This is a genomic window from Acetobacter sp. DmW_043, assembly GCF_002153485.1.
Lineage (GTDB): Bacteria > Pseudomonadota > Alphaproteobacteria > Acetobacterales > Acetobacteraceae > Acetobacter > Acetobacter thailandicus.
Genome location: NZ_JOMN01000004.1, coordinates 44,390 through 57,712 on the forward strand (window position 1 = coordinate 44,390; position 13,323 = coordinate 57,712).

Consider the following 13,323-nt stretch of genomic DNA (forward strand, 5'->3'; position numbering starts at 1 on the left):
CATGTCCCTGGCTCGTTTTTTTATTGACCGACCCGTCTTTGCATGGGTCATCAGCCTTATCATCATGTTGCTTGGTGGCCTGTCGCTTTTCCGACTGCCTATTGCGCAGTATCCCAGCATTGCGCCGCCACAGATAGCCATTTCGGTCACTTACCCCGGTGCCTCTGCTGACACGGTAAACAACACAGTTGTACGCCCCATTCTTCAGCAGATGTTCGGCCTTGACCATCTGGAATATATTTCTGCACAGTCATATGCTTCCGGACAGATGGAAATTGACCTGTCTTTTGAGCAGGGCACAAGCCCTGATATTGCCCAGGTGCAGGTGCAAAACAAACTTCAGCTGGCGCAGCCAAAACTGCCGTCAGAAGTTACCGCTCAGGGGCTGAGCATCACCAAAGCTGTTAAAAACTTCATGATGGTGGTCAGCTTCATCTCGACTGACAACAGCATGAATGGCGGCGATATTGCCGACTACGTGGCCTCTAACATCTCAGATCCCCTCAGCCGTATCACAGGTGTGGGTGACCATACGCTGTTCGGCTCAGAATACGCTATGCGTATCTGGATGGACCCTGACAAGCTGTTCAATTACGGCCTGACTGTCACAGACGTACAAACTGCCATTCAGAACCAGAACCTTCAGGTCTCATCAGGTGAGCTGGGTGGCCTGCCGGCACGCAAAGGTATTCAGCTCGATGCCACCATTATCGGCCCGACCCGTCTGACAGACCCTGAGCAGTTTAAAAAGATTCTTCTGAAAGTGCAGCCTGATGGTTCACAGGTGCGCATCAAAGACATCGCCACTGTTGAGCTGGGCCCTCAGACCTACAACACTGACTCTTTCTACAATAACCATCCTGCCTCTGGTATGGCTCTTAAGCTGGCACCTGGTTCAAACCAGCTCTCCACCGAAGCTGCGGTTAAAGAGAAGATCAGTGAACTGGAAAAATTCTTCCCGCCAGGCCTGAAGACTGTTTATCCGCTCGATACGGCGCCCTTCATTGTTCTTTCGATCCAGGAAGTCGTCATTACCCTGCTTGAAGCTATTGGCCTGGTCTTTCTGGTCATGCTGATCTTCCTGCAAAATTTCCGGGCGACACTGATACCAACAATCGCTGTGCCGGTTGTTCTTCTGGGCACTTTTGGCCTGCTGAACATACTGGGCTACTCGATCAACACTCTGACCATGCTGGCCATGGTGCTGGCCGTTGGTCTGCTGGTCGATGACGCGATTGTTGTGGTTGAAAACGTTGAACGTGTGATGACAGAGAGCAAACTATCACCTGTTGAGGCCTCAAAAGTTTCAATGGATGAAATCTCAGGCGCTCTTGTTGGTATCGTTCTGGTCCTGACAGCAGTCTTTCTGCCCATGGCAGCCTTCTCTGGCTCTGTCGGTGTCATTTACCGGCAGTTCTCAATCACCATTGTTTCTGCCATGTGGCTTTCAGTACTGGTCGCTATGGTGTTAACGCCGGCCTTGTGCGCAACTATGCTCAAAGCTGGCTCTCATGAAAAAACGACCGGTCTTGCCGGATGGTTTAACCGTAATTTTGAAAAGATGACCCGTGGGTACCTTCATGGTGTCAATTTTCTGGTCCGGCATCTGGCCCTGTCATTTCTCGGGCTCTTCCTCGTCACGGGCTGCGTTATCTTTCTCTTTTCAAAGTTGCCTGGCGGCTTCCTTCCTGATGAAGATCAGGGGCTGGTGTTCGGGCAGATTACAATGCCTGTTAACACCCCTATGGAAGAAACCACCCGTATCAACCATGAAGTCACAGATTATATTCTTAAAACCGAGGGAAACCTGGTTGAATCAGTCTATGCTGTGAATGGCTTTAACTTTGCAGGTCAGGGGCAAAGTGCCGGGGCATTCTTTATCCGTCTGAAAGACTGGGATTTGCGTACAAAACCCCAGGAAACCTCAACGGCTATTGCAAACCGCATCATGAATCATTTCTGGACCAACCCTAAGGCCCAGATCTTCGCTGTTAACCCTCCTGCTGTACTGGAACTGGGTAACGCTACCGGTTTTGACCTTGAGCTTGAAGACCGCGGCCACCTTGGACATGAGAAACTGCTTGCTGCACGTAACATGGTTCTGGGCATGGCCGCACAGGACAAGCGTCTGGCAGCTGTTCGCCCGAACGGTATGGAAGATGCATCTCAGTACAACCTCAATATTGACCGCGAAAAAGCTAATGCCCTTGGCATTACAATCGCCAGTATCAACAACACCATTCAGGGGGCACTGGGCTCGATCTATGTAAACCAGTTTCTGCGCAATGACCGCGTAAAGCAGGTTTATATTCAGGGTATTCCTGATGCCCGTATGCTGCCATATGATCTGAACAAATGGTATGTTCATAACGGCAACAGCACCTCAACTGGCAGCAATAACGCCAGCAGTGTGGTCGTCAATGTCAACGACACAATGACACCGCTGAATGCCTTTATCTCAGCTAACTGGATTGTCGGCCCGCAAAAAGTTGAAAACTATAACGGTTTCAACTCATACGAAATACTTGGCCAGCCTGCACCAGGCTACAGCTCAGGTGATTCAATCGCTGCGATGCTCGACATCATGAAAAAGCTGCCTAAAGGAATCGGCTATGAGTGGACCGGCCTTTCATTTGAGCAGCTGGCCTCCGGCTCTTCAACCGGGCCGCTATATGCGCTGGCAGGCATTATCATTCTGCTCTGCCTTGCAGCATTGTATGAAAGCTGGGCTATTCCGTTTGCTGTTATTCTGGTTGTGCCTCTGGGTGTTCTGGGGGCTATTGCCGCAACCCTGTTCCGCGGCATGGATAACGACGTTTACTTCCAGGTCGGGCTTCTGACCACAGTCGGGCTGGCTGTTAAAAATGCCATTCTGATTGTCGAATTTGCTAAGGCTGCCTTTGAAAAAGGTGAAACCCTGGAAGAAGCCGTAAACACCGCGGCACGTGAGCGTCTGCGTCCTATCCTGATGACTTCTATCGCCTTTGTTGTCGGTGTTTTCCCGCTGGCCATTGCAACCGGTGCTGGTTCGGCCTCTCGTCTGGCCATTGGCACAGCCGTGGTGGGTGGGATGTCAACAGCGACATTACTGGCTGTCTATTTTGTTCCTGTTTTCTTCGTGGCTGTTCTGCGTCTTTTCCGGGTAAAACGCCTGAGTGAAAAGCAGGAGCATACCCAGGATTCACAGCCTTCTCATGGGGGGCACTAAACATATGCCGACTTTACTCTCCTCGTTCACCCCCCTGCGCCTGCAGGCACTCTCCCTTGCTATGGCAGGGGGGATGCTTTCGGGGTGCACCATGATCCCTAAATATAAGCGCCCTGCTCCGCCGCTGGCGACCTCGTGGCCTGCTTACCAGAACACGGGTAACCCACGCCTGCAGCAGGCTGCTACCGACATAGGCTGGAAAGACTTTTTTGTTGACCCGCGCCTGCAGGCCCTGATTACCATTGCCCTGCGCGAAAACCGCGACCTGCGTGAAGCGGCTGCAAATATCAGCGAAGCTCAGGGGCTTTATGATACGCAGCATGCTGGCCTTTTTCCGACAATTTCTGCTACCGGCGGGCCAATGTATCAGGCCCCTTCCGATGCCGCTGGTCTGACCTTTGCACCAGGGCTGGATGCCGGAAAAAGCAATAACGCAGCCTTTGGTGATGGCCGGGTTTTTAAATACTACCAGGGTGGCATTGGCTTTTCGTCTTACGAAATTGACTTTTTCGGACGTATTCGCAGCCTGTCACGCCAGGCCGCTGAAAATGCACTGGCTAAACAGTCCTCTCTGCAGGGCATGCTCATAAGCGTTGTCTCACAGGTTGCTATCGCCTACATCACCTGGCTTGGAGATAAAGAAACCCTTGATCTGGCTAATAGCACTCTTGCCAGCCAGCAGGATACCCTGCGACTCACACAGGCTAAATACCGCAATGGTGAGGCAGATTTACTGACCGTACGGCAGGCTGAAACACAGGTCAGCCAGAGCGCCGCCCTTAAGGCTGATACCCAGCGTAAGCTCGCTCAGGATGAAAACCTGATTGCTCTGCTGATTGGCGCCCCATTACCCGCTGACCTGCCCGCTCCCCGCCCGCTGGGTCAGCAGACATTGCTGGCTGACCTGCCTGCCGGGTTGCCATCAGACCTGCTTGAGCGCAGACCTGATATCGTCGCTGCCGAGCACAACCTTCTGGCAGCTCAGGCAAATATCGGGGCAGCAAGGGCTGCATTCTTTCCCCGCATCACACTGACAGCTAATGATGGTATTTCGAGCCTTCAGTTCAATAAACTCTTTACCTCAGCTGCCACAACCTGGGGCCTTAACCCCCAGATTCAGATCCCTCTGTGGACGTGGGGCATTAACAGCGGCAACCTGAAAACATCGAAAGCCCGACGCAACACGCAGATAGCCACATACGAAAAAACTGTGCAGACAGCGTTCAGAGAGGTCGCAGATGCACTGGCTGCCCGTGAAGCATATCTTGACGAGCAAAAGCAAATGAATGCCCTGGTCAGTGCCTCGGCTGATGCATTTTCTCTTGCACAGAAACGCTTCAATGCAGGGACAGATTCTTACCTGACAACGCTTGTTTCACAACGCTCGTATCTGCAGGCGCGTCAGTCACAGATCACCGTGAATGTTGCTAATTATCAAAACCTGGTCACGGTTTACCGCACACTCGGCGGTGGCTGGAAAGAACACACAACAGAACCCGCCACAAATCAAAACACCCGTGAGAAAGGTCAGGCTCCGGCCTGATCTCCTCTCTGAGGTCTGTCGATAAACGGCAAAAGTTTAAGACGTTGTGCATACGGCAACGCATTACGCTGCAAAATATTTTGCATCGCTACAGCAAATAATAAATTTTCAGGGGTCAAACCAGGTCACCCTGCCTGCGTCTCAGTAATAAACGGACACAGGCAGGGGATAATAAGCTTTATTTTTTGCCAGCCTGGTGAATAGCAGCAGATTTTAACTTCAGGATCCACAACTGAGCGATGTCATGCGTGCCATCGTCACCTTCAACTGTGTTAAGAGTCTCGATAGCCTGATCTTTCTGACCAGCCTGTAGCTGTGCAAGACCTAACTGCAGGCGAGCAAGATTAACATTGCTCACACCCTTAGCAATTGCCTGCTGCATCAGGTCAAGGCCCTTGCTGGCATCACCAAAGGACACATAATTATAACCTACTGTCAGCAAAGCATCGCCTGTTTTTGCTTTGAGAGCCGTAGCCTCGTCAGCTGCGATTGATGCTTTTTTTGCAGCGATATCTTTTTCAACCAGAGCTTTCAGGCGCGCCTGACGGCTGGCTTCAGCACCCTGGCCCAGAATACCTGCGCTGTAGCCCTGATTCATCAGATCAAGAGCCAGCTGAGGCATACCTTTCTGCACAGCGATCTCTGTCATTTCCATAAAATCGCGGGCCTGGGTAATGTTACCGGCAGCGAGGCGAATTCTGTAAACGTCAAGCTGGAGAGCCTGCGGAATTTTTGGGTTTACAATCAGACCATGCAGCAGAAGGTCCCAGTATTCCTTTTTAGGGTAGTAGGTAGCCAGCAGAACATAAGCATGTGTGCTGATAGTATCCTGCTTCAGAGCTGTCGCACTGGCGGCCAGCATTTGCAGCTGGGCTTCAGCTGGTACTTTTTTACTCTTAATCTCAGCAGCGATCCGGGGAGTCAGCAGGTTAACTGTACCCTGATAATCTTTTTGCAGATAATATGACTGAGCGAGCAGTGTATCGAGAACTGGCGAATTGCCATAATCATGCTGATAACGCTGAATAGCCTGAATAGTTGCAGGATAGTTACCTGCTTTATAGGCCATTGTCGCTTCAGACATCAGCATCTGCTCTTTAGCAGCTTTTGTCGTACGGGGTGACGCAATCAGCTTGTCATAGGCTGCGGTTGCCGCGGCCAGATTACCTGTCTGCGATGCAACTGCTGCCCGCATCTGAGCAATGACGTAAGTGTCGTACTCTGAATTTCCCTTTATGGCATCAGCTTTATTAACCGCACTCATCGCCTGGTCATATTTATGACCGGCAAGAGCCGTTTGTGCCTGCTGCAAAGCTGTGGCCACCCCGGCAGAAAGAGTCGTTTCCGCCGCATGGGCAACCGGCTGTGCAACTGAAAAAGCCACACAGGCAGCCAGCGTGATGCGTAAAAGATGAGACGACATAGATTACTGTCCTTCTGTGAATTGCTCGAGGCCTACGATACCAATTTTCCTGACCCCGAGGCGCTGAGCATCAGCCATGATATGGATGACCGTTTTGTAGTCTGCGAGACGGTTAGCCTGCAGATGTGTTTCGGCCTGGTCATCCTCCGGCACAGCCGCGACCTCACGCAGATGCGCCTGCAGGTCATCTTCACTGGTAATGGGCGCACCATTCCATGTGATGCTGTTGTCAAAATCAACCGCAATTGTCGCGACAGGAACCTCATGCGTCGGAGGCGGCGGATTCCCCTGAGGCAGGTCAATCGACACAGCCTGTGTCTGCAACGGAATTGTAATAATAAGCATAATCAGCAAAACGAGCATCACGTCAATCAACGGGGTGGTGTTGATATCAACAATGCCTTCGTCTTCAGTCGTGCTGTCTGATCCGAGATTCATGCCCATAAGCTGTTACTTTCTCACCAATGCTCTGTTTTTTCAGTCTGACAACGCGTCATAATCAGACTGAAAAAGCAGAAAGAAGACGGTTTTGCTCCTGCCATAATGGCAAAAGCAAAACCTGACTTCAGTTTAGCCGTCTTTTGGTTTTTCTGTAATGAAGTCGATATGCGAGATACCGGCCTCCTGACAGGATTCAACCAGCTTGCCCACGGCCTCATAACGGGCCTTTACATCACCTCTGATCTGTATCTGAGGCTGGGGCTGCATGCGGGCAACTTTATCCAGATGAGCCATCAGGTCAGCACGCCCCTTGAGGAGCGTCTGGTCCCAGTATGCCTGTCCGTTTTCAGTCACTGCAAGCACAACGTTACCATTTTTGGTCTGCGTCGGCTGGTTCATATCCTTCGGCAGGTTAAGTTTCACCGTGTGTGTTGCAACCGGAATTGTGATCAGAAAGATGATCAGCAACACCAGCATGACGTCAACGAGTGGAGTGGTGTTGATGGCCGAAACGACCTCATCCTCTCCCCCGCCGTCTCCGACAGACATACCCATATCAGCCTACCCGTTCTGAAGTCGTAATTGTGGTCTGTGAATCGTCAGCGCGCACTACGATTTTAGGTGCATTACCATGACGAACACCACCAATCAGAATGGACTGCAGATCAGCAGCAAAATCACGAACTTTATCCATTGCACCTTTGTTACGACGTACCAGCAGGTTGTAACCCAGAACAGCAGGAACAGCTGTAGCCAGACCAATTGCCGTCATAATAAGGGATTCACCAACAGGGCCGGCAACTTTATCGATAGAAGCCTGACCAGCAATACCGATAGCTGTCAGCGCATGGTAAATACCCCAAACAGTACCAAACAGACCAATGAACGGTGAGGTTGAACCCACTGTACCAAGGAAGGCGAGGCCTTTCTGCAGGTTGTTCTGAATGTTGTTGACTGAGCGCTGAAGAGAAACAGAAGTCCAGCTATTCAGGTCAATAGTCTCCTGCATGGTGCCTTCATGGTGCTCAGCAGCTGAGATACCGGTTTCTGCAATATAGCGGAACGGAGACTTAGGCTGAAGCGCGCTGGCTCCTTCCTGGATAGACGTTTTGGTCCAGAAGTTCTCTGTTGCCTGTTTTGCAGCGCTGAACAGACGTGCCTGCTCAATGAACTTCACGATCATGATGTACCATGTACCCAGTGACATCACCAGCATGATCAGCAGCACACCACGTGCAATCACGTCACCGTTTGACCACAAAGCACCCAGACCATAGGGGTTAGCTTCTTCTTTGGTTTCAGGAGCAGGTGCAGGGGCCGCGGCGTCAGGAGCCACACTCGGAGAAACCTGTGCATCGCCTGCAGCCGGAGCAGCGGCAGAAGCATCAGGGGCAGTGGCAGGAGCAGGTGCCGTACCATCAGCAGGTGCCGGAGCAGGTGCTGATGCAGGATCAGAAACAGCCGGGGCTGCAGGGGCAGGTGCTGATGCATCCTGCGCCAGAACCGGAGCAGTCGTTGCCAGCATGACAGCCAGAGCCGGAACCACAAGACCTGACACCGGAAAACGAGACAGTCTGATCATGAAAACTAAAATCCTTCTTCGTGTTACAAACTGATACCCAGGCTTCTGATGCGTGGGTATCAGGTAGTTATTTTCCCGAAAGCAATGACAGCGACCGGACTTTAATCGTCCAGTCTGAATTTGATAACGTAGACCTTACGGAGCTCTTTGACAGGCACACCGTTCTTCGTTGCCGGGCGATAACGCGCCTTATGAACGTAATCGAGTGCAGCCTGAGAAAAAGCATCGCCTCCCTGGACCGATTTAACCGAACAGTTGCTGGTCATGCCGGTTGTTTCCACATCACAGACAACAGTCACACGCCCTTCAATGTTTTCCTCTTCCATCTCAGGCGGGTAAACAGGCCGCGCATTATTGAGCGGTGATGTCCCTGCCGTTGTATCCGGAGAGTCAGAAGGTGGTGTATTCGATGCAGCCTCGGTGACCGGTGGCACAGGTGTCGTAACAGTCTGTGGCGGAGACGGCTCCTTTGGCGGCGTACGCGAGACATGCCGGATCGGTGGCTTAGGTGGCGGTGGCACCTCAATCTTCGGCGGCGGTATGAACGGCGGCGGCGGCACAGTCATAACCGGCGGCGGTGGCGGTGGCGGTGGCGGTGGTGGCGGTGGTGGCGGTGGTTCCACAATCCTGATTTTCACAGGAGGCTTTGGCACAGGCACACTTGTTGTTGCCCCCATTCCCCAGATCAGCCCTGTCACTGCAAAAATATGCAGTAAGACGGTAATAATCAGGGCTATAACACCGACAACAGCTCCTGCTCCGATGGCACGCGACACCGGTTTATGTTGCTGTTGTGCGAGGTCTTGCATGTTTCTGTATCCTCCTTCTTCCACGCCAGCCATCAGATACTGGTCGCATCCTTACTCTCTGACGAAATCTCTTCCGTCGGGTCATAACCCGTTACGCAGCACATCAGCACCAGGACGATCAGACAGCATTATGAGCTACCCGCTCCCTGCCTCCAATTGGCCTATCTGCGGGGCATTATGTCAAGAATGATCTTGTCTAAAAAAAACCCTCATAAGCAAAAAAAATACACATCATCAATTTTTTTCTGAAAAAATAATAAATTTTCTCAATTCACCCTCAGAACAATTCTTCATAAATTTTATTCACTATCGTAATGATACGAAACAAAATCGTATTTTCGTCCTCAAAACACCACATTTTCAGGTAAAAATAAAGCAGGCTGTGCGACGCCAGCCTGCTTTGTCATAAAAACTTCTTATCTGATATTAACGTGCGACAGCGCTTGCCTCTGAACGCGTTGCGCCAACTCTTGCAGCAAGAGCCGCCGCCATAAAACTATCAAGATCCCCGTCGAGGACAGCTCCGGGATTGCTGCTTTCAACGTTCGTTCGCAGATCTTTAACCATCTGATATGGTGCAAGAACATAAGAACGAATCTGGTGCCCCCAGCCAATATCAGTTTTGGCAGCCTCAGTCGCGGCGGCGGCGGCCTCGCGCTTTTGCAGTTCAGCCTCATACAAACGCGCACGCAACATCTGCATGGCGGTTGCACGGTTGCGGTGCTGAGAACGGTCAGTCTGACATGCAACTACAATGCCTGTCGGAATATGCGTGATTCGGATAGCAGAATCAGTTTTGTTAACGTGCTGCCCACCAGCTCCTGATGCGCGGAAAGTATCCACTCTCAGTTCCGAATCATTCACTTCGATCTCAATCGAATCATCAATTACGGGATAGACCCATACTGAAGCAAACGAGGTCTGCCTGCGTGCAGCTGAATCGAAAGGCGAGATACGCACCAGACGATGTACCCCGGCTTCGGTTTTCAGCCATCCATACGCATTAGGACCAGATACCAGAATAGTAACAGACTTCAGCCCGGCCTGCTCGCCCTCCGAACTTTCCATCATGGTCACTTTATAACCGTGAGCCTCAGCCCAGCGGGTATACATACGCAGCAGCATTTCGGCCCAGTCCTGCGCCTCTGTGCCACCTGCCCCGGCATTAACCTCAAGATAGCAGTCATTACTGTCAGCTTCACCCGAGAGCAGACTTTCAGTCTCGCGCCGGCTGACTTCTTCAGCATATTCCCTGAGCGTTGCAACAGCTTCCTGCACCACGTCGGCATCGCCTTCCGCTTCAGCAAGCTCAACAAGCTCACAGACATCCTGCACACCCTGTTCAAGGGCCAGAACCCCTTCAATCTGTCCGGCCAGCAGCGTACGCTCACGCATAAGCTCCTGTGCTTTTTCAGGGTTATTCCATAATTCAGGGTCTTCTGCCTGGTTGTTCAGTTCTGCCAGTCTGGCTTCAGCGACATCCCAGTTAAAGATGCCTCCTCAGCAGTGCCACTGACTGCTTTATCTGGTCGTTAAGGGCATCTGTCTCGCTCGACATCGAACCTGTTCTCCTGGTTACTCAAAAAAAATCAGATCTTGTTCAGACCTCAATAAAGGCCACCCATACCAATGTCACCCCCCGAAGGCTGTGACGGCTCAGTTCTTGCTGGCCCACCCGGTGCAGCACCGGTGCCTGAAATATCGCCCGTGCCGGGACCGGCACCCATGTCACTTTCAGATGCAGGCATGTTCTCAGCACCGGTATCAGCGGCTGTCAGCTCCTGAGAGGCACCATTATCTGAAAGGCTGACACTGACGCCTGGAATCTGTCCGGCTTTAAAGCCGTCTATCCCGACGCTGCGCCCGGCATTGTACTGAACAAGGGTGATACCCTCCGGCACACGAAAATCGAGTTTGGGATATCCCTCAAAGACTTTCGTCATAATTTTGTTCCACATTGGCGCAGCAAGCACACCGCCGGTCTCATTACGCCCAAGAGAACGCGGAGTATCAAAGCCAACCCATACCACCGTAACGATATCAGGGGAGTAACCAGCAAACCAGGCATCATGAAAATCCTGACTTGTGCCCGTCTTACCTGCAACGGGGTAATCTATACCCTTACCTGCATAATACCCGGTACCATGGCGTATCACGTCCTCCAGCATAGCCGTGACCTGAAACGCGCTCTGGTCTGTCGCGACATGAACGCGGTTGTCCTGCAAAACAGGCATATCATCAACACCAGGCTTTGCTTCATCCGCTGCGGCAAGCGGTGTCACAACATCCTGCGGACCCATACCTGTTGGGAAAATAGCATCAGGCTGACCGGCAGATGCAGCCGGTGTGGCGGGGGCGTCCCCCTCTTTAGCAAGGTGCGCATCACGGGCCGGGGCAGTTACAAGAGACAGCTGCTCAGGGTGCCAGAGCACTTTTCCATCCCGGTCCTGCACGTCATCTATTAATGTCGGGGTTACCCTGGCGCCACCGGCAGCAAGCGTTGCGTATGCAGCCGCCTCCCTCAGCACGGTTGTTTCTACCGCACCCAGAGCCGCCGGCAAAACATGAGGCATAGACTGTACCAGGCCAATATCCTCAGCCATAGCAGCTACGTTTTTAATGCCGATATGCGCAGCCAGGCGGATAGTCACAAGATTACGGGATTCTCTGAGCGCATCATGCAGCGAGGTAGGCCCCCAGAAATCCTTCTCATAGTTGCTTGGGTGCCAGGCTCCATATGTCACAGGCGCATCATCAAACACCTGCGAAGGAGAGATATTCTGCTGCATTGCGACAAGATAAACAAAGGGCTTAAAGGAAGAGCCTGGCTGACGCAGCGCCTGTGTGGCACGGTTAAACTGCGACATACGAAACGACCAGCCCCCTACCAGTGACATCACGCGGCCGGTGCGTGAGTTCATGGTGACAATCGCACCCTCAACCTGGGGAATCTGCATCAGAGCAACGCTCTTCCCTCCGGCCTGAGGCTCAACCATCACGATATCGCCTACCCGAAGAGGATGAGAGCGCCTGGCCCAGATCAGATCACGTGCCGGGAGGATACCAGTCTGAGAAACACGCACGCCCTCTTCTGCATTACGACGCACAACTGAGCCCTCAAGCCAGCCAATACGCCCTTTAAGCGGGTCAAGCACAATGCCAGAGCGCCACTGCTCCAGCATCCCCGGAGGAGCAGCCACGCTACCAAGGGCTTTTACCCACTCTGCCTCCTGCGTGTCCGCACCAATATCAGCAATATGCATAACCGGACCGCGCCAGCCGCCGTGCGATCTGTCATAAGCCATCAGCCCCTGCCTGAGCACGTTCTGCTCATAAAGCTGCAAGGCCGGATCAAGGCTGGTATGTACTTCCAGCCCGCCCTGCATGGTCGTCTCCTGGCCATAGCGCCCGATCAGCTCGCGCCTGACCTCTTCAGCAAACCATTCAGACCCCGGAGCCGGACCAGGACGCACAAACGTATGAGGAATAAGAGGCTCAGCCTGAGCAGCTTTGGCAGCCTCAGCTGTAATGGCTCCGGTTTCAACCATACGTGACAAAACCCAGTTACGCCGTCCAAGAGCAGCCTCAGGGTAGCGGACCGGGTTGTAGTTTGTTGGTGATTTTGGCAATGCTGCAAGAAAAGCGGCTTCAGCATCATCAAGCTGATCAAGCGGCTTATTAAAATAAGTCTGTGCCGCAGCAGCAATACCGTAAGCCCCGCTGCCCAGATAAATTTCATTAAGATAAATTTCGAGAATTTTCTCTTTCGACAGCACCCCTTCAACACGCAGGGCCAGAAATGCCTCTTTCGCCTTACGCTTCATAGAAAGAGACTGTGTACCCAGCAGCATAATACGTGCCACCTGCTGCGTAATCGTAGAAGCCCCGATCGGTCTGCGCCCTTTATCGCGCGTAAGATCGGTCAGACCAGCACGGATAATCGCCAGGGGGTCAACGCCTTTATGGGTCCAGAATTTCTGATCCTCAGCAGCCAGAAACGCATTGCTGACACGCTCAGGAATAGCACTGAAAGGCACAAAAATACGGCGTTCACTGGCCAGCTCAGCGATCATACGATCATCTGAGGCATAGATGCGGCTCATCACGTCAGGCTGATAATTTTTCAGCCCTTCAACTGTTGGCAGTGAGGAGACCAGCTCCTCATACTGATGCCAGACGACAAGGCCACCGCCAGCCATGCCCACAAGCACAATTGCAGCGCCTGCGCCAAGGGCCCGGCGCCAGATACGAAAACGGGGACTGCGCACAGTCAGCTTTTTTTCAGAAGACGAATCTTTTGTCATGCCGGCTTTTTAC

The 13,323-nt window shown here is 52.4% G+C and carries 9 protein-coding genes; 2 read left to right on the forward strand and 7 right to left on the reverse strand.

Annotation, left to right across the window (positions count from 1 at the left end; all coding sequences use genetic code 11):
* Nucleotide 1 precedes the first annotated feature (1 nt).
* Nucleotides 2-3,208, forward strand: a complete 3,207-nt coding sequence (locus HK11_RS01215; RefSeq protein ID WP_086553525.1) for an efflux RND transporter permease subunit — start codon at nucleotides 2-4, stop codon at nucleotides 3,206-3,208.
* Between the two features lie 61 nt (nucleotides 3,209-3,269).
* The gene (locus tag HK11_RS01220) at nucleotides 3,270-4,751 is read left to right on the forward strand and encodes an efflux transporter outer membrane subunit (RefSeq protein WP_086553576.1); all 1,482 of its coding nucleotides are present in this window, start codon (nucleotides 3,270-3,272) and stop codon (nucleotides 4,749-4,751) included.
* 178 nt (nucleotides 4,752-4,929) lie between these two features.
* Here HK11_RS01220 and HK11_RS01225 read toward each other — a convergent pair whose 3' ends face one another.
* From HK11_RS01225 to HK11_RS01255, 7 genes are all read right to left on the reverse strand, one after another.
* Entirely contained in the window at nucleotides 4,930-6,174 is a 1,245-nt protein-coding gene (locus tag HK11_RS01225; protein ID WP_086553526.1) for a hypothetical protein, read from the reverse strand.
* Between the two features lie 3 nt (nucleotides 6,175-6,177).
* On the reverse strand, nucleotides 6,178-6,618 hold the full coding sequence (locus HK11_RS01230) for a biopolymer transporter ExbD (RefSeq protein ID WP_086553527.1): 441 nt from the start codon (nucleotides 6,616-6,618) through the stop codon (nucleotides 6,178-6,180).
* A 126-nt stretch (nucleotides 6,619-6,744) separates the two neighbouring features.
* Nucleotides 6,745-7,170, reverse strand: a complete 426-nt coding sequence (locus HK11_RS01235; protein ID WP_086553528.1) for a biopolymer transporter ExbD — start codon at nucleotides 7,168-7,170, stop codon at nucleotides 6,745-6,747.
* Between the two features lies 1 nt (nucleotide 7,171).
* Nucleotides 7,172-8,197, reverse strand: a complete 1,026-nt coding sequence (locus HK11_RS01240) for a MotA/TolQ/ExbB proton channel family protein (RefSeq protein ID WP_086553529.1) — start codon at nucleotides 8,195-8,197, stop codon at nucleotides 7,172-7,174.
* Between the two features lie 101 nt (nucleotides 8,198-8,298).
* Nucleotides 8,299-9,006 (reverse strand): energy transducer TonB, encoded by a 708-nt coding sequence (locus tag HK11_RS01245; protein WP_233133242.1) that lies wholly within the window; start codon nucleotides 9,004-9,006, stop codon nucleotides 8,299-8,301.
* Nucleotides 9,007-9,432: 426 nt separating this feature from the next.
* Nucleotides 9,433-10,564, reverse strand: a protein-coding gene (prfB, locus tag HK11_RS01250; RefSeq protein WP_143216338.1) for a peptide chain release factor 2 whose coding sequence is annotated in 2 segments (ribosomal slippage) — nucleotides 9,433-10,494 and nucleotides 10,496-10,564 — 1,131 coding nt in all. Because the reading frame shifts where the segments join, the coding sequence is not laid out codon by codon here.
* A gap of 49 nt (nucleotides 10,565-10,613) precedes the next feature.
* The gene (locus tag HK11_RS01255; RefSeq protein WP_086553532.1) at nucleotides 10,614-13,310 is read right to left on the reverse strand and encodes a penicillin-binding protein 1A; all 2,697 of its coding nucleotides are present in this window, start codon (nucleotides 13,308-13,310) and stop codon (nucleotides 10,614-10,616) included.
* Nucleotides 13,311-13,323: the final 13 nt, after the last annotated feature.